An 18,788-nucleotide genomic window follows, 5' to 3' on the forward strand; every position below is an offset into this window, starting at 1 on the left:
GAAGGACGCCCCATGCCGCTGAAGACGCCCTTCAAATCCAAGGCCACCGTGCCGGTCGTCGCGATCGCCATCGTCGGCGTGCTGCTGATCCTCTACGCCTGGCGGCTATGGCCGTTCACGAGCGCGCGCCAGACCACCGAGAATGCCTACGTGCGCGGCAGCGTCACCGTGATCGCGCCGAAGGTCGACGGCTACGTCGCCCAGGTGCGGGTGCAGGACTATATGCAAGTGCGCGCCGGGCAGGTGCTGGTCGAACTCGACGACCGCAACTACCGCCAGCGCCTGGACCAGGCGCGCGCCAATCTCGCCGCCCAGCAGGCCAACCTGGCCAACTCGACCCAGGCCCGGCGCGTGCGCGAGGCCGCGGTCGCCAATGTCGAGGCCCAGCTCAAGGCGGCGCAGGCGAATCTCGCCCGCGCCCAGGCCGACATGCGCCGCGCCAGCGCCCTGGTCGGCGACGGCTCGCTGTCGTTGCGCGAACGCGACCAGACCCTGGCCGCGTTGCGCCAGGCCGAGGCCGCGCTCGGCCAGGCCCAGGCCGGGCGCCGCTCCGCCGACGAGGACGTGCGCTCGGTGATCGTCAACCGCGAGGCGCTGACCGCCGCGGTCGCCAACGCCCAGGCCGCGGTGCGCCTGGCCGAGATCGACCTGGCCAATACCCGCATCCACGCGCCGCAGGCCGGCCAGCTCGGCGAGATCGGCGTGCGCCTGGGCCAGTACGTCACCCCCGGCACCCAGCTGATGCAGCTGGTGCCGCAACGGGTCTGGGTGGTCGCCAACTTCAAGGAATCGCAGACCGCGCGCATCCGCGCCGGACAGGCCGCGAGCTTCCGCGTCGATGCGCTCGACGGTGCGGTGCTGCGCGGCCGGGTCGAGCGCCTGTCGCCCGCGACCGGTTCGGAATTCAGCGTGCTCAAGACCGACAACGCCACCGGCAACTTCACCAAGGTCGCGCAGCGGCTGCCGGTGCGCATCGCGATCGATCCGGAGCAGCCGATGGCGGCCCGCCTGCGTCCCGGCATGTCGGTCGAGGCCACGGTCGATACCGCGAGCGAGGTCGACGAAGCCGCGGTGCGCCGCGCCGAACAGGCCGCGGCGGCTAGCGCGGCGCGCGATGCGACGGTGCCGGTGGTCGCGGATGCGGTGGTAGCGGAGCCGGCGCGCGGCGCACCCGATCGTCCGCAGCCTCGGCCCGCCGCGGCCGAGTCGCAGGGCGACGACAACAACGACAGGGACGCGGCACGATGAGCGGGGCCCTCGTCATCCGGCGCATCGGCGCGATCGCCCTGGCGATCTGTACGCTCGCCGCTTGCGTCAGCGTCCCGCCGCCGCCGAGCTTCGCCGAGCCGCCGCCGGGCTGGCGCGATGCACCGGGCGCCGGCCTCGCCGTGCAACGCGACTGGTGGCGCGGCTACAACGATCCGGTGCTCGCCGAACTGGTCGAACGCGCGCTCGCCGACAACACCGACCTGCGTCTGGCCGCCGCGCGCGTGGCCGAAGCGCGTGCCCTGCTCGACGCGCAAGGCGCGCTGCTCTGGCCGACTCTGGACGCCACGGTGAGCGCGCAACGCGCGCGCAGCGTCGGCGCCGCGACCGGCCGCGCCAACCTCTCCAGCGTGACCCAGCCGCAGTTCCAGGCGGCGTATGAGGTCGACCTGTGGGGCCGGCTGGACGCGCTGACCGACGCCGCCCGCGCCAACCTGCTCGCCAGCGAGACCGCTGCCGACAGCGTGCGGCTCAGTGTCGCCGCGGCGGTCGCCTCGGCCTATCTGGGGCTGCGCGCGAGCGATGCGCGGCTCGATATCGCGCAGCGCACCCTGGCCTCGCGCGCCGGCGCGCGCAAGGTCGCCCAACGCCGATTCGACACCGGCTACAGCTCGCGCCTGGAACTGAGCCAGGCCGAGGCCGAATACCGCGCCACCGCCCAGGTCGTGCCGCAGCTGCAACTGGCGATCCGGCGCCAGGAGGACGCCTTGTCGGTGCTGCTCGGCCGCGCGCCCGACGCGGTGCCGCGCGGCCGCGCGCTGAGCGAGATCGTCGCGCCGCCGTTGCCGTCGGCGGGCGTGCCCTCGCAACTGCTGCGCCGCCGTCCCGACATCGCCCAGGGCGAGGCGCAGATCGCCGCGGCCGACGCCAGTCTCGCGGCTGCGCGTGCGCAGCTGCTGCCCTCGTTGCGCCTGACCGGCACGCTCGGCAGCCTGGAATCGAGCCTGCTGCATGGCGACCCGATCCGGCTGTGGAGCGTCGGCGGCAGCGTGCTGGCGCCGCTGTTCAACGGCGGGCGTTTGCGCGCGCAAGTGCAGGCCGGCGCCGCGCGCCGCGACCAGGCCGCGCTCGGTTACCGCAAGACCGTGCTGACCGCGTTCGCCGAAGTCGAGGACGCCTTGGCCGCGATCCGTCGCTTGCACGAACAGCGCGATCAGGCCGAGCGACAGCGCATCGCTCTCGACGAAGCGCTGCGCATCGCCCACAACCGCTACAACGAAGGCTACGCCTCGTACCTGGAAGAGTTGGACGCGCAACGCAACCTGTTCAACGCCGAGCTGACGGTCGCGCAACTGCAGGGCGACGCGCTGACCGCCGAGGTCAATCTGTACAAGGCGCTCGGCGGCGGCTGGGACGGGGTGGAGCGCTGAGGAAGCCGGTGTTTGCCGGTCAGCCGAGCTGATCGCAGTGGCTGGCGCCGGTGCGGTCGCCCTGCCCGGCCGGCCGTCAGCCGCAGTGGCCTCAACCCCGCAGCAACTCCGCGTTCGCCAGTTCGATCACCGCGATCTCCTTGTCCGGCGATTCCCCGTCCATCAGATACCAGGCTGCGGACAGGCCGGTGAAGGCGACGATCCACTGCAGCAGGCGGCGCCGCTCCAGCCCGGCGGTCTGCGCGACCAGGTCGGCGCGGCGCGCGAGCCGGCCCGGCACCAGGGCGGTGGCTTCGTCGGGATCGGTGAACAGGCAGGCGAAATCGAAACCGCGTTCGCCGATCAGGCGCTTGGGGTCGATCGCGATCCAGCCGCGTTCGCCGGCGTCGAGCACGTTCTCGTGATGCAGGTCGCCGTGCAGCGGCACGACCTCGCGCGGTTCGGCCAACAGCACGCAGGCGTTGTCCCAGGCCAGCGCGAACGGGCCGCCGTGGCTGTTCGCATACGGTTCCAGTTCGGCGAACCACGGCTGCAGGCCGAGCAGGTTCGGCGGGGACGGGGTCGCGCGCGGGGCGTGCAGGCGCGCGGCGGTCGTGCACAGGATGCGGGTGGCCTCGTCGTCGTCGCCGTGGCGGGCCATCTGCTTGAGCGAGCGCGGCCCGCAGGCGCGTTCGATCAGCAGCGCATCGTCGTCCCAGGCGAGCACGCGGGCGGCGCCGTCGCCGTCCCACCAGCGCATCATCGCCGCGCCGTAGCGCTCCTCGGGTTCGCGCGGGATCTTCAGCATCGCCGGCGTGTCGCGATAGCGCACCGGCAACAGGTCGCTGCTGTGGGTGTGGATCGGGGCGCCGTCGGGGACCAGGGTCCATCGGGCGATATGCAGGTCGAACGGGGTCATGCGTCACCCGGGCGTGATCGGCGTCCATGCCGATATCGGGACCGGCGCGGTCGATGCAAGCGCCCACGCCGCGGCGGGCCGGCGCCGGCCGCGAAACAGCAGGAAGGGTAAAGTCCTCGCGCGCGGGGCGAACGAGCGCCGGGCCTACTTCGCCTCGGCCGTGGTCTCGACGTCCTGCGCCGCCGCCTCTTCTCGCTCCTTCAGCACCAATGCCGCTTCGGCGTCGGCGGCGACGCGGTGGCGCAGCGATTTGCAGCGCTCGATGCCGGCATCGGTGAGGTGAACTTCGTCGCCTTCGCCGATCTCGGCCAAGCCGGATTCGACCAGCCGATCGCGCAGCGCGCCGGAATGGTTTTCGGGCGGATGACCTTGGTCGATGCGCTGTAGCACATTAAGCAAGGCCAGCTCTTCCAGGCTGATCGGGTCCACGACAAGGCTCCATTGCGATTGCGCGCACTATGCCATGCGCGACCGTGTCCGGCACTGCGTTGCGCGGAGCCCCGTGCGCTGCAAGCTGTCGCATTCAGCCTGAGGCGGGCGCCGCGCGGCGGATCGGTCGGCGAAGTCTGCCGGGGCGGTCCGGCGTTCGCCCGGACACGCGGCGGTGCCCATGAAAAACGCCGCCCGGAGGCGGCGTTGGCAGTACGCGATGCGGCGGCCCAGGGCACGCCGCATCCGGCGGCATCAGGCCGCAGCGTCCTTCAGCTTCTTCAGCGGACGGACCTTGACCTTCACCGTGGCCGGCTTGGCGGCGAACCACTGCTCTTCCTTGGTGAACGGGTTGATGCCCTTGCGCTTCGGCTTGGCCGGCACGCTGACGGCGGTGATCTTCAGCAGGCCCGGCAGGGTGAAAGCGCCCGCGCCCTTCTTGTTGACCGACGCGTGGACCGCGCCTTCGAGCGCGCCGAGCACGGCGCGGATGTCCTTGGCGACGACACCGGTGACTTCAGCCAGGTGCGCGACCAGGCCCGACTTGCTCAGCACTTCCTTGATCGGCTTCGGAGCGGCCGTCTTGGCGGCGGACTTCGCAGCGGCCTTCGGAGCGGCCTTCTTCTTTGCAGCGGTTTTTTTCGTAGCCATAGTTTTTTCCGGTAGCACTCGTTGAATGGATGGGTTGCCTGGATAACCCCTCGGCAAGGCGGAATGTAGGGCAAGCCCGACGCGCCGCCAAGAGTTTTCGACGCGAATAGCGGCTGTTTTTCGTGCGTGCGCCCCGGACGGCCGGCGCGGATGCGACAAAATCCCTTGCGAATGAGGGGTTTTGCGCGCGCCGCGATGTTTCGCGCCGCTCGTCGCTTTCGGCGAAAACCGCTGGAAAATACGGCTCGAACGGGTTCCTGCGGCATCGCAGCGACGGTTTGCGCGAAGCGCGGCGCGAATCTGTGACGCCATCCGGCGCCGTCGTCGCGATGTCGCAATGCGGTTCAGTCGCCGTGCGGTTGCCGGCGGCCCGCGCGTGCGATTTGCGCAGCCGTAGCGGCGACGGCAATGTGCCGGCGCCGGTGCCGCCGCGGTAACGCCGCCGGCTCAGCCCCGGTGTTCGAGCGCCAGGTACTCGGCCGACTGCATTTCGATCAGGCGCGAGGCGGTGCGCTCGAAGGCGCCGCCGAGGCGATGGCCGCGATACAGTCCGGTCGGCGCGTCGGCCGCGGTGCAGACCAGGTTGACGTGGCGGTCGTAGAACTCGTCGATCAGGTTGATGAAACGCCGCGCCGGGTCGTCGTTGCGGCCGTCGAACAGCGGGATGCCGCCGACCAGCACGGTGTGGCATTCGGTCGCGATCTCGATATAGTCGCCGGCCGCGCGCGGGCCTTCGCACAGGGCGGCGAAGTCGAACCAGGCGTGGCCGTCGGCCAGCGCGCGCACCGGGATGTCGCGGCCGTCGATGCGCAGTGGGCCGGCCTCGGCGATGCAGGCCGCGGTCAGTTCCTTCCAGCGGCCGCGCAGCCAGGCGTCGGATTCGGCGTCGAGCGGGGCGCGGTACACCGGCGAGCGGGTCAGCGCGCGCAGGCGGTAGTCCTGCTGGCTGTCGAGCAGCAGCACCTCGCAGTGGCGCTCGATCAGTTCGATCGCGGGCTTGAAACGCTCGCGTTGCAGGCCGTCGGCGTACAGGTTCGGCGGCGCGGTGTTGGAGGTCGTCACCAGGGTCACGCCCTCGGCGAACAGCCGGTCGAGCAGGCGCCCGAGCAGCATCGCATCGCCGATGTCGATGACGAAGAACTCGTCCAGCACCAGCACCCGCAGCTCCGAACGCCACTGCCGGGCGATCTTCGCCAGCGGGTCGCTCTCGCCGGCGTGGGCGCGCAACTGCGCGTGGACCTCGCGCATGAAGCGGTGGAAATGGGTGCGGCGCTTCTCGCGGATCGGCAACTGCTCGTAGAACAGGTCGATCAGGAAGGTCTTGCCGCGGCCGACGCCGCCCCACAGGTACAGCCCGCGCACGCCTTCGCGCGGCTTGCCGCGCAGGCGATCGAACAGGCCCTGCGACGGCGGGTCGAGCACGCCGGCATGGATGCGGTCGAGTTCGCGCAGGGCCGGGCGCTGCGCCGGGTCCTCGCTCCAGTCGCCGCGCGCGACGCCTTCGGCATAGGCCTGGGAAGGGGTCTTGCCGGTCATCGCGAACGTCGCGTCCGCCGGTCGCGGCGCGGCGCCGCGCGCAAGCGCGAGGCGCAGCCGGGCCGCCCGGCGTTGAGGGCTAGTGGCAGCATCGACATGGTTCTCAGGACGGGTCCGGGGCGATTTCCGGCGGCAGGTGGGCGCGCACGCCGTGCTTGATCGCACCGCGCAGGTCGATCAGGCGGCGGTGGAAGAAGTGCCCGGTATCGGGCATGCGCACCAGTTCGGGCGGCTGGCGCAGGCTTTCGATCCAGGCGTAGACCGCGTTGGGATCGACGATTTCGTCGGCTTCGCCCTGGATCACCAGCCAGGGATAACCGCTCGGCGGGGCGATGCGGTCGAAGTCCCAGCGGCCGGCCGGCGGCGCGATCGAGATCAGCAGCTTGGGCTGCAGTTCGTCGGCCATGCGCAGCGAAACGTAGGCGCCGAAACTGAAACCGGCCAGCCACAGCTGCGCGTCCGGACGGGTCGCGCGCACCCAGGCGGCGACCGCGCGTAGGTCCTCGCATTCGCCTTCGCCCTCGTCGAACTCGCCTTCGGAACCGCCGACGCCGCGGAAGTTGAAACGCACCGTGGCCGCGCCGGACTCGCGCAGGGCGCGCGCGGCCATGGTCACGACCTTGTTGTGCATGGTGCCGCCTTCGGTCGGCAGCGGATGGCAGACGATCGCCACGACCGGCCGCGGCGAAGTCTCGGCGGCCTCGACGATCATCTCGATCGCCCCGGCCGGACCCGGCAGGGTCAGCGTCGTGGAGGCGTCGCTGGGAAAGGCGGGAATGCTCATGCGCTCATGATACGGGCCGCCGCGAGCGGGGTGTTACGGCCATGTGTGCGGCTTCGCCTGCGCGGTGTCGCCGGCTCAACGGTGCGCGCTCAGCGCGGCATCAGCTCGAAGCCGAGCAGCAAAGGGTCGTGATCGGAGCTGCGCCACGGACCGGCGTGGCCGATGCCGCTGCCGGCGCGATAGCCGGCGCTCTCGGGTTCGTCGGCGTTGCTGTGCCACTCGGCGGCGCCGCGCAGGCGCGCGGCCAGGGCCGGCGACAGCAGCGCGTGATCGAGGCGGCCGCGTTCGCCCTGATAGACATAGCTGTACGGTGCCTCGACCCCGGCCGCCGCGAACGCGTCCTGCCAGCCGGCCGCGTACAACTCGCGCAGCGGTTGCTCCTGCGCATACGCGTTGAGGTCGCCGACGATCATGCTCAGCGCGCTGCCGCTCGCGGTCGGGTCGGTCTTGAGCCAGGCGTCGAGGCGCCGCGCCGAGTCGCTGCGCGAGGCGTTCCAGCACGAGGCGCCGTCGCCCTGGTCGCGGTCGGCGCCGGCCGCGTTCTTGCCGCAGCCCTTGGATTTGAAGTGGTTGGCGACCACCACGAACACCGGCCCGGAGGCGCGGTCGCGCCCGATCGCGGCGAAGGCCTGCGCCATCGGCACGCGTGCGAGCGAGCCGAACGGCCCTTGTTCGAGGGTCGCGGCGAGGCCGCGCGCGGCCACCCGCGAGCCGCGATAGACGAAGCCGACCCGGATCGCATCGTCGCCCGGCCCGCGCTGTTGCGCGGCGCAGGGTTGCGTGCACGGTGCGGCGTAGCGCCAGTCCTGGGCGCCGCCACGGGCGGCGTCGGCGCGGTCGAGCGCGCCGACCAGTTCGGCCAGGGTCGACTCGGGGCCGTAGCCGTCGTTCTCGAGCTCCATCAAGGCGGCGATGTCGGGGTCGAGGGCCTGGATGGTGGCGACGAGCTTGGCCAGTTGCGCCCGGTACTCGGCCGGCGTGCGTGCGCCGCGCGGGGTTGGAAAGCCTGCGCCGCGGCCGTCGCCGTTGAACAGGTTCTCCAGGTTGAAGGCGGCGATGCGCAGGTCGCCGGCGACCCGCGGCGGCTGCGGACGCGGCGCGGCCTGCACGGTCGGCGCCGCGCTCAGGCGCAGGCCGGGGCGGCCGTCGATCGGCACCGCCACGCCTTCGGCCGCCTCGATACGGCTGCCGCTGCGGGCCTCGAGCGCGGCTGCGGTCAGGGTGCTCGCGTCGCCGCCGAGCACGAGGCGGCGGCGACGGTTGTCGGCGGCGATCGCGCGCGCGGCCTCGCTGCCGGGCACGGCGCGTTCGCCGGGCTGCCACATCGGGCCGTCGAAGGACGCGGTGACGGTGCCGCGCTCGGTGTCGCGATCGGCCAGGGTCAGCGGCGCGGCGATGCGCACCCGCATGCCTTCGAGGCGGCGCCAGTCCGGCGCCCGTTCGATCGCCACCGCGGCCGGCATGCGCATGACCCTGCGGCGCGAGAGCGGCTCGATGCGTTCGGCCGCGATGGCGGTGAGCCGCCCCTGTTTGTCGAGCGCGCCCTCGTAGACGCGTCCACTGACGCGCAGCGCTTGCCCGGGCGCCGGCGGGGGCGTCAGCGAGGACAGCGCCGCGTCGGTCACCCAGATCGCGTCGGGGGTGGCGGCATCGCCGTCGCCGCCGTCCTGGATCAGCCAGCCGGGCGCGCCGTCGGCGCCCGGCAGGGCGGCGGTGACGATGCCCTCGACGGTCGCCTCGCGACCCAGCCAGGGGCTGGCTGCGGCCGCGCCCCGGACCTTACCGATCGCGACCTCGCCGATCGCGAGCGGGCCGGCGCCGCGCTGGGCATGCGGCGCGCTCGCACAGGCCGCCAGCAGCAGGCAGGGCGCGAAGGCGAGGGCGGGGCGGAATCGCATCATGGCGGGCTCGGCGGCGGCGGAGCGGTCATTATCGACAGCGCGCCGGCGTCGCGTCGCGTGCCATCGGGCCGAAGCCTTTGCCGCAGTCTTCCTTCGAGGCCGGCGCGCCCGGACCGCCAATCCAGACGCCGCGCGGAGCGGCGGCGTGGTCCGCAAATGCAGTCGCCGCCCGGAGGCGGCGGTCGGTCCTCAAGTACAGACGCCGCCCGGGGGCGGCGGTCGGTCCTCAAATACAAACGCCGCCCAGAGGCGGCGTTTGGCGACCCTGCGCGAGCGCGGCTTACTTGATGTTTTCGAGCATCCAGTCGACGGTCGCGGCGACCTGCTCGTTGGTCAGGGCCGGGTTGCCGCCCTTCGGCGGCATGATGCCGGCGCTGCCGGTATAGCCCTCGATCGCGTGCTTGTGCAGGGTCTCCTTGCCTTGGGCGATGCGCGCCGACCAGTGCGCCGCGTCCATCGTCGGGGCGCCGCCGGCGCCGGACTTGTGGCAGCCCGCGCACAGGCTGTCGAAGACGACCTTGCCGTCCAGGGTGCCGCCGTAGGCGACCTGCGAGGCGGCCTTGGCCGCCGCCGCGGCGACCGCGGCCTGCTGCGAGGCGGCGCCGGTCGCGCCGGCGTAGACCGCGCCGACCGGACCGATGCGGTTCTCGGTGCGCTTGGCCGCCTTGGGGTCGACTTCCTGCGGCAACTGGTGGTGGACGAAGTAGGCCGCGATCATCAGGCCGAGGGTCACCAGCATCAGAAAGCCGATCACCATCGAGAATTTCTTCAGGAATTCGAGGTCGTAATTGCGCACGATCCACCTATTGCGTGCCCCCGTTCGGGTGCACTAATGCCATCGACGTGGCCGCACCGGGGATCGGCGCGGCCGCTGCACGGGACCCGCCGAGACGACCCCGCCGGCCTTCTGCCATCGAATGCAGGGCCGCGGGCCGGGAATGCCGGTCGGGTAGTTCCGCCGGACAGTTTATCTCACTCCGGGCCGCGCGGGCTTGCCGTGCGCCCCAGTAACGTCGCCGGAGCGCCGGTCGGGACCTGTGCGCCTTGCGCCGGTCACCGCTCGCCCCTATAACCTGCACGATCCTCGAGCACGGTCACGGACGATGATCGCTGGGCCAGGGACGGGCAGCCGCCCGCCTCCCTCGTCGCCCGCGACCGGACGCTCCCCGCGCAAGCCTTACCTTCCGCGCCGCTTTCACCTTCAAGGACCGCCCCAATGTCCCGCTGGACTACGCAAGAACTGTTGACCCGACTGGCCGCCGCGTTCGGTGGCGAAAACGTCGAAGAAGTGCCGACCGCCGACGGCGCGATCCAGGTGACCCTGCCCGACAGCGGCGATCTGGGCGTCACCATCGCCCTGACCGACCGCGAGATCTTCGTGTCCACTCCGCTGGTCGAGGCCGCCCAGGTCGCCGACGCGGCCGGCTTCAACGAAGCCTGCCTGCGCCTGAACCCGGTCAACCCGCTGTCCAACCTCGGTTTGACCACGATCAACGAGCGCGATGTCTACATCGTCTTCGGCGAGATGGCGCCCGATTCCACCGCCGAGCAGATCGAACTCGAAATCCGCACCCTGGCCGACAACGCGATCGATGCGGTGGAAGCCCTCAAGTCCTATCTGGTGACCGCATGAGCCTGTTGCAGAAAATCCTGACCCTGTTCCGCGGCACCGCCCACGAGGCCGGTCAGGCCGTGGTCGACGCCAACGCGCTCAAGATCCTCGACCAGGAAATCCGCGACGCCGGCAACGAGCTGATCCGCTCGAAGGAAGAGCTGACCAAGGTCATGGCCCAGCGCCAGCTGCAGGCCAACCGCAGCAAGGACCGCTTCGCCAAGAAGGCCGAGTACGAGACCTACATCGCCGGCGCCCTGCGCAAAGGCGACGAAGCGCTCGCGCGCGAAGTGGCCGAGCGCCTGGCCACGGTCGAGACCGACCTCAAGAACGACGAGCAGGCCATCGCCAGCTACGACGCCAGCATCAGCCAGCTCAAGACCGCGATCACCGCGACCGAGCGCAAGCTGGCCCGGGTCAAGCAGCAGGTCGACACGGTCAAGGCCACCGAGGCGGTGCAGCGCGCCCAGACCGCGGTCGCCGCGCGCCACTCCGGCGCCACCGGCAAGGTCACCACCGCGCTGGACTCGCTGGAACGCATCCAGACCCGCCAGGCCGAGCGCGGCGCGCGCCTGCAGGCGGCGGCCCAGCTCGAAGCCGAAAGCGGCGACGGCGATCTCAACGCCAAGCTGGCCAACGCCGGCTTGCTGCCGGAATCGACCAGTGTCGACAACATCCTCGAGCGTTTCCGCGAGAAGCCGGTGCAGCAGCTCAGCCACGAGCCGCTGTCGCTGCCGGCGGTGGAAGTGAAGGACGCCGAGCACGTCGAACGCAAGAACTGAGCCGGTTGCGCGGCGGCCGGCGGCGTGCGTTCGCCGTCGGCGGTCGTCCGGTGCGCCGAGTCTGTCAGTCGCCGGTCGCGAAAGCTCGATGGCTCCGGTTTTGCTCGTCATCCCCGCGAAAGCGGGGGCGAACGGATGCGGCTTGTGCGGGCCACCGGCTCGCGCATCCATGAGCGCCAGGGCGCTGTGCGCCCCGGCAGGCCGCACAGACCCCGGGCGTTCTCGCACGAAAATCCGCTGGATCCCCGCCTGCGCGGGGACGACGACTGAAGGCTGCCGGCATTGGGCCGGTCATCCATGCATGCGTAGGATGGCTAGCTTCAACGGCATCCCGGCATCCTCCCGCACCATCCCACACGGACGTAACCCGCTGCCATGATTCTGATCGGAAGGCTGTACCGCACGTTGCGCGGCCATTTGCGCCGGATCAGCTGGGGCGTGGTGGCGACCGCGCTGGTGCTGCACATGACCGGCACCTGGCTGCTGCTGGCCTGGGCCGGCGAAGACAAGCTGCTGGGCTGGGACGCGTTCGTCTATTACTACATGACCACGGCCAGCACGATCGGCTACGGCGACCTGTCGCCGGGCGGCGCGGCCGGACGCTACGTCGTCGCGCTGTTCGTGATGCCGGGCGCGGTCGCCCTGTTCGCCTCGGTGCTGGCCAAGACCAGCGCGAGCCTGTTGCAGTTCTGGAAGCGTCATCAGGTGGGCAAGATGAGTTACGAAGACATGCAAGGCCACACCGTGCTGATCGGCTGGCACGGACGCGAGTCGGTGCGGCTGGTGCAACTGCTGCTGGCCGATACCCATACCGACGACGAGGGCATCGTCCTGGTCGCCGAAGGGCTGGCCGAGAACCCGCTGCCGGACCAGATCCGCTTCGTCGCGGCGGCGTCCTATGCCGATTGCGGCGAATACGTGCGCGCCGGCATCGCCGGCGCCGCCCGCGTGATCGTCCATGCCGACAACGACGACCGCTCGCTGGCGGCGGTGTTCGCGGTGATGGCGCATCGCCCGGCCGCGCATCTGGTCGCGCATTTCGAGTCGCCCGCGGTGGCCGACCTGGTGCGCAGTCATTATCCGCACGTCGAATGCACGCGGCCCCTGCACGTGGACGTGATCGCGCGCGCGGTGCAGGACGCCGGCAGCTCGCTGGTCGCCGGCGAATGGCTGTCGACCGGCGGCCCGACCCAATTCAGTTTGCAGGTACCGGCCGATGCGGTGCCGGTCCTCGCCGGCAAGCTGGCCGGGGCGTTCCGCAGCGAGTCGGCGCTGTGGATCGGCTTTCGCGACGGCCGCAGCGCGGCGCCGGTACTGAATCCGGCCGATCATGTCGAGATCGCGCCGGGCAGCGTGTTGTATTACCTTGCCGACGCACGCATCGACAGCCGCCGCGTGCCGTGGGCATCGCTGGCGGCCACCTGAGAGAACGCAGAAGAGAACGCAGATGGGTTGGTTGGACGGATTATTCGGCGGCAAGAAAGCGCCCGCATCGGCGCCGGCGCCGTTCGCGCACGAGTTGCCGCTGGGCCTGCGCATCAACGGCCGGGTCGCCTTCGACACGATGATGTTCCGCGCCCATCCGCAGGCGTGGAGCGTGCAGTTGCCCGAAGGCCACCAGGGCATCCCCTGCTACGGCCACATCGACCTGGGCGGCGGCCACGACCTGCACCGCTTCTATCTCGACGAAGACGGCTACCTGCAGGTCAGCACCGCCAGCGGCCAGATCGACGGCATCAAGGCCTTCATGTTCCTGGAGACGGTCAACCCGGCCAGCCAGGCCGAGTTCAAGCGCTTCATCGGCGAGCACCGCCATCTGGGCGCGGCGCAGATCGATTACGCCGGCCGCACCTGGTACCGCGAATTCGGCAACGAAGGCGCCGCCGACAAGGTGCCGCCGGTGGTCTACGACGAGGTGCTGTACCGCCACGACCCGCCGCGCAAGGACGACGACCTCACCCATTACGCCATGCTGTACCGGCGCGACGTGGTCGAGCTGGACCGCGAGGAATTCCTCCTGGTCACCGCCGAAGACTACGGCCCCAACGAGTTCTGCGTGACCTATGCGATCGGCCTGGATCTGACCACCGCCGATCTCGACATCACCTGAGCCCGCCACCTCACCGCACGCCGCAAGGATTCCCATGGACGCCCCGATCACCGCTCACAGTTTCCTCAACTTCCTCGCCTATGCCGGCATCGGCATCGGCGTGCTGGTCGCCGCGGCCGTGGCCGTGCTGCTGATCACCCCGCACCGCGAGCTGAGCCTGATCCGCGAAGGCAACACGGCCGCCGCGACCGCGTTCTCCGGCACCCTGATCGGCCTGGCCCTGCCGCTGCATTCGGCGATCTCCAACTCGGTCAGCCTGATCGACGCGGCAATCTGGGGCGCGGTGTCGGTGATCGTGCAACTGTTCGCGTTCCTGCTCGCGCGCCTGGTCGCGCCGAAGCTGTCGCAGCAGATCACCCTTAACCAGACCGCCGCCGGCATCTTCTCGGCCGGCGTGTCGGTCAGCGTCGGCCTGATCAACGCCGCCGCCATGACCCCGTGAGCGCCGCCATGACTCCTGCCCACACGAGCAAGCGCTCGCGCAACCTCAAGCTGGTGCTGATGGCCGTCGCGGTGCCGGCCTTGCTGACCGGCTGCGAGGACGAGCCCAGCGGCAAGGTGCTGACCTCGCTGGAAGAGTGCAAGGTGCAGACCGAGATCGCGCCGGCCGAATGCGAGGCGGCCTACTACAAGGCCCTGGTCGAGCACGAAAAGCTGGCGCCGCGCTTCGAGAGCGAGCGCGAGTGCAACGAGCAGTTCGGCGCCTGCCAATCCGGGCCGCAGAACCCGACCGGCGGCGGCCACAGCTACATGCCGTCGATGTCGGGCTTTTTGATCGGCTACGCCCTGTCGCAGGCGATGCAGCCGCGCGGCTATTACGGCGTCGGCGGCGTTTCGCCGCTGTATCGCGACTACCGCAGCGGCGGCTATCTGCGCCCCGGCGGCGAACGCGTCAGCAGCAACAGCGGCACCGTCTACGGCAAGTACGGCAACACCGCCCTGCCGGCGCGCGCGGTGACCGTGTCGCGTTCGGGCTTCGGCTCCAGCGCCGCGGCACGCGGCGGTTTCGGCGGCAGCAGCCGCGGTGGCGGTCGCGGCGGTTGAAGCCGGTCCCCAGCACCCCCATCGTTACCCAACCCGGCGGACTGCAGCCAGCATGAAACGCATCGCGGTAACGCCGCGCCCCGACTGGCGCGACCAGGCCCAGTCGCTGGGCTTCCATTTCCACACCATCGACGGTGCGCCGTACTGGGACGAGTCGGCGTACTACGCCTTCAGCCTCAGGCAGATCGAGGACGACCTCGAACAGCCGACCCAGGACCTGCACGACATGGCGATGGCCCTGGTCGACGAGGTCGCCGGGTCCGACGAACTGCTGACCCGGCTGGCGATCCCGCCGGCGTACTGGGACTGGATCTCCGACTCCTGGCGCCGCCGCGAGCCGCATCTGTACGGGCGCATGGACCTGGCCTACGACGGCACCGGCCCGGCCAAGCTCTACGAACTCAACTACGACACGCCGACCTCGCTCTACGAGGCCGCCTACTTCCAGTGGCTGTGGCTGGAGCAGAGCGTCGAACGCGGCGTGCTGGCGCAGGGTGCGGACCAGTACAACCGCATCCAGGAACTGTTGATCGAGACCTTCGCGACCCTGTCGCGCGACCAGCGCATCGCCACGCCGGTGCATTTCGCCGCGGTCGAGGGCTCGGCCGAGGACCAGGGCACGGTGCGCTATCTGCGCGACTGCGCCGAACAGGCCGGCGTGGATACGCTGGAGCTCAGCATCGAAGGCATCGGCATCAGCGCCGAAGGCTGGTTCACCGATGGCGACGACCGGGTCATCCGCACCCTGTTCAAGCTGTATCCGCTGGAATGGATGTTCGTCGAGGAATACGGCTCCAAGCTCGCCGCTTCGCAGATGCAGCTGATCGAGCCGGCCTGGAAGGCGATCCTCAGCAACAAGGGCGTGTTGCCCTTGCTGTGGGAGCGTCATCGCGGCCATCCGAACCTGCTCGAAGCGCATTTCGACGAGACCCCGGCGATCGCTTTGCCGCCCGGCTGGGTGCGCAAGCCGCTGTTCTCGCGCGAAGGCGCCAACATCGAGCTGGTTACCGCCAGCGGCGAGCGGCTCAGCAGCGACGGCCCCTACCGCGATGCGCCGACGATCCGTCAGGCGCATCATGCGTTGCCGCGTTTCGACGATGTCGCCGGCGCCGCCAACTATCCGCTGGTCGGCAGCTGGGTCGTCGCCGACCAAGCCGCCGGCATCGGCTTGCGCGAAGACGTCGGCCCGATCACCCAGGACAGCTCGCGCTTCGTGCCGCACGCGATCGTCGACTGACGCGAGCTGCAACGAGCCGCGATGCCCGTTGCCGTTGCCGTTGCCAAGATTTTGATCTGCTTTGGCTTGTCGCTCTGCCGGTCAAGTGCAGACCCGGAGGGCGGACCGCCTGGATGCGGGCCGTTTTTCATCGGGACACGGATGTCCCGTATGTAGAGCAGGGATGCTCCAGACAGACCATCCATGGCCTGCTTGCGCACGGCCCGCATCCATGCGGTCCGCCCTACGGGTCTACGATGGACCGAAAAAGCAAAAGCAACGACGGCAAGCACGGCAACGAGCAACCGCGACAACCGACAGGTGATATCCGATCGCGCCTTGCGCCGCCGCCCTCGCCGATTGGGCGAAATCCGAACTACTCCGCAGTTTTGCCGTGATTGCGGCCGTGAAACGCCGCTACGCGCTCCAGGATTGTGTCGATGATCGAAGCGCGGGCCGGGTGGCCCGCCGTCGCCCGCCCCCGCGGGCCGGTGATTCGATCATCACTTCGGGAGTAAGGACACCATGCGTATCCATTCGAAGCGGTTGAAGCTGGAAGGACTCGTTCTCGCCATTGCCGCGGCCCTCGTCGCCGCACCGGCGAGCCAGGCCGCGCAGCCCGGGGACCCGGCGGCGGTGACACAAGCGCGCGGCCTGCTCGCCGATCGTCTCGGCGCGGTGCAAGGCGTCGCCGAAGACGGGTTCGTGGCGCGCGACACCATCGTCGATCGCGACGGCACCACGCACGTGCGCTTCGACCGCACCTATCGGGGCCTGCGGGTGATCGGCGGCGACGTGATGACGGCCTCGCGGCGCGGCCGACTCGCCGCCACCCAGTCCACTCTGCGCAGCCAGCAGCGTCCTGGCCTGCGCGCGCGCGTCGGCCGCGACGCCGCCGCGGTCGAGGCCGGTGCCCATTTCGACGGCAAGGTCAGCCAGGTTCACGGCAACCAGCTCGTGGTGTACGCGCGCGGCGCCCAGCCGGTGCTCGCCTACGAGGTGACCCTGCAGGGCGAGGAAACCCGCCTGCACTCGGGCTTCGTCACCTATTACGTCGATGCGCAAAGCGGCAAGGTGCTCGACGTCCAGGACCGTCTGCAGACCGCCGGCGCGGTCGGCACCGGCAAGACCTACTACTACGGCGAGCTCAACATCGCCACCGACCAGAAGAGCGCGACCAGGTTCGACCTGATCGACACCACCCGCGGCAACGGCAGCGTCTACGACGCCAAGGGCGCGGCGATCTCGAACCTGTTCGACATCCTGTTCGCGACCTGGGGCGCGAGTCTGTTCACAGACACCGACAACAGCTGGGGCAACCACGCGCTCAGCGACCGCGCCACCGTCGCCACCGACATCCACTACGGCGTCGGCGCGACCTGGGACTACTTCAAGAACGTGCACGGCCGCAACGGCCTGTACAACGACGGCGTCGGCATCAAGAGCTACGCCCACACCAACTTCAAGCGCGCCGACGGCAGCACCACCGGCGTCAACGCCGCCTACTTCGCCCTGACCAAGGTGATGTTTTACGGCGACGGCGACGCCACGCGCGGCTTCGGTCCGATCGTCGGCATCGACGTCGCCGGCCACGAGATGTCGCACGGGGTGAACGCCGCGACCGCCAACCTGGCCTATTCCGGCGACGCCGGCGGCCTCAACGAGGCCAACTCCGACATCTTCGGCACCCTGGTCGAGTTTTACGCCAATCATCCCAACGATCCGGGCGACTATCGGATCGGCGAAATCATGCGCACCGGCGGCCTGGCCTTCCGCGACATGTACAACCAGGGCGCGGACGGCAAGTCGTTCAACTGCTACCTCCCCGGCGGTTTCGATCCCAGCCAGGGCGCCGGCGGCGCGCACGACCCGCACTACACCTCCGGGGTCGGCAACCGCTTCTTCTATCTGGTCTCCGAAGGCGCGGTGGTGCCGGCCGGCTCGGGCCTGACCCCGGCCCAGCTGGTCTGCAATGGCGACACCGGCATCGTCGGCATCGGCCGCGATAAGGCGGGCAAGATCTGGTATCGCGCGCTGACCACCAAGTTCACCTCCAGCACCAGCTACCCGCAGGCGCGCGCGGCGACCCTGGCTGCCGCGGCCGAGTTGTACGGCGCCGGTTCGCCGGAGCACGCCGCGGTGGCGCGGGCCTGGAGCGCAGCCAACGTGAACTGAGCGCGGTGTGCGGTGAAGTGCTGCGAGCGGCCCGCCATGGCGGGCCGCTCGCGACGTAGGGTGGACGGCGGCCTTTCGCGTTTGAGCACGGCGCCCATGCGCCGCGCGCGCGGCGCCTGCGTGTGCGATCCTCATGCCCCGTCGGTTCGAGCCATCGAACGCACGGGCTGAACTTCCGTCCGAACCGAGCCCTACATGAGCCAAGGTTGTCCGCACTGCGCGTCGAGTCGCCGTCTTGCCGCGATGCCGTTCTGCCCGGCGATCCGCAGCGGAGGCGCGCGTGGCGTCCGATAAATCGCCCGGCGCCGACGACGGCTTTCTGTTCGCCGCCTCGGCGTTCGAGTGCGAGGCCGAAGGCCAGCGGCTGAGCGGTTACGGCTGCCGCTTCCGCGCCTCGATGTACCGCGACGAGCTCTACGAACGCCACGGCGTGCACTTCCCGGCCCAGTTCGCCCGCGCCGTGTCCAAGCGCCGCAGCGACTACCTGGCCGGGCGCATTTGCGCGCAGCGCGCGCTGGCCGCGCTCGGTGTGACCGGCACCGACATCGCCATCGGCCCGAACCGCGAGCCGGTCTGGCCGGCCGGCGTGGTCGCCTCGATCTCGCATGCCGGCGACCGCGCGGTCTGCATCGCCTCGACCGACCCCGGCGTGCTCGGGCTGGGCATCGACATCGAAGGCAGCCTGCAGCCGGGCATGGCCGCCGACATCCGTCGCGAGGTAGTCGATGCGGCCGAAGAGGAAGCGCTGCAGAGCCATTTCCCCGATTTCACCCTCGGCCTGGCGGTGGTGTTTTCGGCCAAGGAGAGCCTGTACAAGGCCTTGTATCCCCAGGTCGGCCGCTTCTTCGGCTTCGAGGCGATGCGGATCCTGCGGATCGAGGCCGAGCGCATCGTGTTCGCCGCGACCGAGGAGTTGTCGGCCACGGTGCCGTCCGGCGCCGAATACGCCGCTCACTACAGCGTCGCCGAGGGCGAGGTGCGCACCGTGGCCTGCGTGCGCCGGCCGGGCTGATC

Annotated in this window: 19 protein-coding genes; 12 read left to right on the forward strand and 7 right to left on the reverse strand. The window is 70.4% G+C overall.

Annotated elements, in window-relative coordinates; all coding sequences use genetic code 11:
- Nucleotides 1-12: 12 nt before the first annotated feature.
- A complete protein-coding gene (locus AC6CH2_RS09750) occupies nt 13-1,248 on the forward strand; it encodes an HlyD family secretion protein (RefSeq protein WP_498269055.1) in 1,236 nt (411 codons plus the stop codon).
- Nucleotides 1,245-2,636, forward strand: a complete 1,392-nt coding sequence (locus AC6CH2_RS09755) for an efflux transporter outer membrane subunit (RefSeq protein ID WP_498269056.1) — start codon at nt 1,245-1,247, stop codon at nt 2,634-2,636. Before AC6CH2_RS09750 ends, AC6CH2_RS09755 begins: the two co-directional genes overlap by 4 nt.
- A gap of 91 nt (nt 2,637-2,727) precedes the next feature.
- Here AC6CH2_RS09755 and AC6CH2_RS09760 read toward each other — a convergent pair whose 3' ends face one another.
- The 3 genes from AC6CH2_RS09760 to AC6CH2_RS09770 all read right to left on the reverse strand — a co-directional run bounded on the left by AC6CH2_RS09760 (nt 2,728) and on the right by AC6CH2_RS09770 (nt 4,614).
- Nucleotides 2,728-3,534, reverse strand: a complete 807-nt coding sequence (locus AC6CH2_RS09760; protein WP_498269057.1) for an aminoglycoside phosphotransferase family protein — start codon at nt 3,532-3,534, stop codon at nt 2,728-2,730.
- A 144-nt stretch (nt 3,535-3,678) separates the two neighbouring features.
- Nucleotides 3,679-3,963 carry a hypothetical protein gene (locus tag AC6CH2_RS09765; protein WP_435395235.1) on the reverse strand — a complete coding sequence of 95 codons (285 nt, stop codon included), beginning with the start codon at nt 3,961-3,963 and terminating at the stop codon, nt 3,679-3,681.
- 255 nt (nt 3,964-4,218) lie between these two features.
- On the reverse strand, nt 4,219-4,614 hold the full coding sequence (locus tag AC6CH2_RS09770; RefSeq protein ID WP_057919768.1) for an HU family DNA-binding protein: 396 nt from the start codon (nt 4,612-4,614) through the stop codon (nt 4,219-4,221).
- A 122-nt stretch (nt 4,615-4,736) separates the two neighbouring features.
- Here AC6CH2_RS09770 and AC6CH2_RS09775 point away from each other — a divergent pair, with 122 nt between their 5' ends.
- Nucleotides 4,737-5,051: a hypothetical protein gene (locus tag AC6CH2_RS09775; protein ID WP_498269058.1), complete on the forward strand. Its 315-nt coding sequence runs from the start codon at nt 4,737-4,739 to the stop codon at nt 5,049-5,051.
- A 10-nt stretch (nt 5,052-5,061) separates the two neighbouring features.
- Here AC6CH2_RS09775 and zapE read toward each other — a convergent pair whose 3' ends face one another.
- From zapE to AC6CH2_RS09795, 4 genes are all read right to left on the reverse strand, one after another.
- On the reverse strand, nt 5,062-6,150 hold the full coding sequence (gene zapE, locus AC6CH2_RS09780; protein WP_498269059.1) for a cell division protein ZapE: 1,089 nt from the start codon (nt 6,148-6,150) through the stop codon (nt 5,062-5,064).
- 103 nt (nt 6,151-6,253) lie between these two features.
- A complete protein-coding gene (locus AC6CH2_RS09785; protein WP_498269060.1) occupies nt 6,254-6,934 on the reverse strand; it encodes an alpha/beta hydrolase in 681 nt (226 codons plus the stop codon).
- 89 nt (nt 6,935-7,023) lie between these two features.
- Nucleotides 7,024-8,832 carry an ExeM/NucH family extracellular endonuclease gene (locus AC6CH2_RS09790; RefSeq protein WP_498269116.1) on the reverse strand — a complete coding sequence of 603 codons (1,809 nt, stop codon included), beginning with the start codon at nt 8,830-8,832 and terminating at the stop codon, nt 7,024-7,026.
- Nucleotides 8,833-9,115: 283 nt separating this feature from the next.
- Nucleotides 9,116-9,631 carry a c-type cytochrome gene (locus AC6CH2_RS09795; protein WP_498269061.1) on the reverse strand — a complete coding sequence of 172 codons (516 nt, stop codon included), beginning with the start codon at nt 9,629-9,631 and terminating at the stop codon, nt 9,116-9,118.
- A 420-nt stretch (nt 9,632-10,051) separates the two neighbouring features.
- Here AC6CH2_RS09795 and AC6CH2_RS09800 point away from each other — a divergent pair, with 420 nt between their 5' ends.
- From AC6CH2_RS09800 to AC6CH2_RS09840, 9 genes are all read left to right on the forward strand, one after another.
- Nucleotides 10,052-10,468, forward strand: a complete 417-nt coding sequence (locus AC6CH2_RS09800; protein ID WP_498269062.1) for a YjfI family protein — start codon at nt 10,052-10,054, stop codon at nt 10,466-10,468.
- On the forward strand, nt 10,465-11,229 hold the full coding sequence (locus AC6CH2_RS09805; RefSeq protein WP_498269063.1) for a PspA/IM30 family protein: 765 nt from the start codon (nt 10,465-10,467) through the stop codon (nt 11,227-11,229). The genes AC6CH2_RS09800 and AC6CH2_RS09805 overlap by 4 nt, the downstream gene beginning before the upstream one ends.
- Before the next feature lie 375 nt (nt 11,230-11,604).
- Nucleotides 11,605-12,654, forward strand: coding sequence for a potassium channel family protein (locus AC6CH2_RS09810; protein ID WP_498269064.1), 1,050 nt, complete (start codon nt 11,605-11,607; stop codon nt 12,652-12,654).
- 22 nt (nt 12,655-12,676) lie between these two features.
- On the forward strand, nt 12,677-13,339 hold the full coding sequence (locus AC6CH2_RS09815) for a DUF2491 family protein (RefSeq protein ID WP_498269065.1): 663 nt from the start codon (nt 12,677-12,679) through the stop codon (nt 13,337-13,339).
- Nucleotides 13,340-13,373: 34 nt separating this feature from the next.
- Nucleotides 13,374-13,781 carry a DUF350 domain-containing protein gene (locus AC6CH2_RS09820; RefSeq protein ID WP_498269066.1) on the forward strand — a complete coding sequence of 136 codons (408 nt, stop codon included), beginning with the start codon at nt 13,374-13,376 and terminating at the stop codon, nt 13,779-13,781.
- An 8-nt stretch (nt 13,782-13,789) separates the two neighbouring features.
- Complete coding sequence (locus tag AC6CH2_RS09825; RefSeq protein ID WP_498269067.1) at nt 13,790-14,383, forward strand: DUF1190 domain-containing protein; 594 nt, start codon at nt 13,790-13,792, stop codon at nt 14,381-14,383.
- Between the two features lie 52 nt (nt 14,384-14,435).
- The gene (locus AC6CH2_RS09830) at nt 14,436-15,620 is read left to right on the forward strand and encodes a glutathionylspermidine synthase family protein (RefSeq protein WP_498269068.1); all 1,185 of its coding nucleotides are present in this window, start codon (nt 14,436-14,438) and stop codon (nt 15,618-15,620) included.
- Nucleotides 15,621-16,124: 504 nt separating this feature from the next.
- Nucleotides 16,125-17,774 (forward strand): M4 family metallopeptidase, encoded by a 1,650-nt coding sequence (locus AC6CH2_RS09835; RefSeq protein ID WP_498269069.1) that lies wholly within the window; start codon nt 16,125-16,127, stop codon nt 17,772-17,774.
- A gap of 280 nt (nt 17,775-18,054) precedes the next feature.
- Entirely contained in the window at nt 18,055-18,786 is a 732-nt protein-coding gene (locus tag AC6CH2_RS09840; protein WP_498269070.1) for a 4'-phosphopantetheinyl transferase family protein, read from the forward strand.
- Nucleotides 18,787-18,788 lie beyond the last annotated feature (2 nt).

The organism is Lysobacter sp. GQ73 (assembly GCF_059758755.1).

Bases quoted from the DNA above. Each gene is read 5' to 3' on its own strand.
- AC6CH2_RS09815 (WP_498269065.1), top strand. From the start codon at position 12,677: ATGGGTTGGTTGGACGGATTATTCGGCGGCAAGAAAGCGCCCGCATCG.
- AC6CH2_RS09760 (WP_498269057.1), bottom strand. From the start codon at position 3,534: ATGACCCCGTTCGACCTGCATATCGCCCGATGGACCCTGGTCCCCGAC.
- AC6CH2_RS09835 (WP_498269069.1), top strand. From the start codon at position 16,125: ATGCGTATCCATTCGAAGCGGTTGAAGCTGGAAGGACTCGTTCTCGCC.
- AC6CH2_RS09790 (WP_498269116.1), bottom strand. From the start codon at position 8,832: ATGCGATTCCGCCCCGCCCTCGCCTTCGCGCCCTGCCTGCTGCTGGCG.
- AC6CH2_RS09825 (WP_498269067.1), top strand. From the start codon at position 13,790: ATGACTCCTGCCCACACGAGCAAGCGCTCGCGCAACCTCAAGCTGGTG.
- AC6CH2_RS09830 (WP_498269068.1), top strand. From the start codon at position 14,436: ATGAAACGCATCGCGGTAACGCCGCGCCCCGACTGGCGCGACCAGGCC.
- AC6CH2_RS09820 (WP_498269066.1), top strand. From the start codon at position 13,374: ATGGACGCCCCGATCACCGCTCACAGTTTCCTCAACTTCCTCGCCTAT.
- zapE (WP_498269059.1), bottom strand. From the start codon at position 6,150: ATGACCGGCAAGACCCCTTCCCAGGCCTATGCCGAAGGCGTCGCGCGC.
- AC6CH2_RS09810 (WP_498269064.1), top strand. From the start codon at position 11,605: ATGATTCTGATCGGAAGGCTGTACCGCACGTTGCGCGGCCATTTGCGC.
- AC6CH2_RS09785 (WP_498269060.1), bottom strand. From the start codon at position 6,934: ATGAGCATTCCCGCCTTTCCCAGCGACGCCTCCACGACGCTGACCCTG.
- AC6CH2_RS09750 (WP_498269055.1), top strand. From the start codon at position 13: ATGCCGCTGAAGACGCCCTTCAAATCCAAGGCCACCGTGCCGGTCGTC.
- AC6CH2_RS09755 (WP_498269056.1), top strand. From the start codon at position 1,245: ATGAGCGGGGCCCTCGTCATCCGGCGCATCGGCGCGATCGCCCTGGCG.
- AC6CH2_RS09800 (WP_498269062.1), top strand. From the start codon at position 10,052: ATGTCCCGCTGGACTACGCAAGAACTGTTGACCCGACTGGCCGCCGCG.
- AC6CH2_RS09805 (WP_498269063.1), top strand. From the start codon at position 10,465: ATGAGCCTGTTGCAGAAAATCCTGACCCTGTTCCGCGGCACCGCCCAC.
- AC6CH2_RS09770 (WP_057919768.1), bottom strand. From the start codon at position 4,614: ATGGCTACGAAAAAAACCGCTGCAAAGAAGAAGGCCGCTCCGAAGGCC.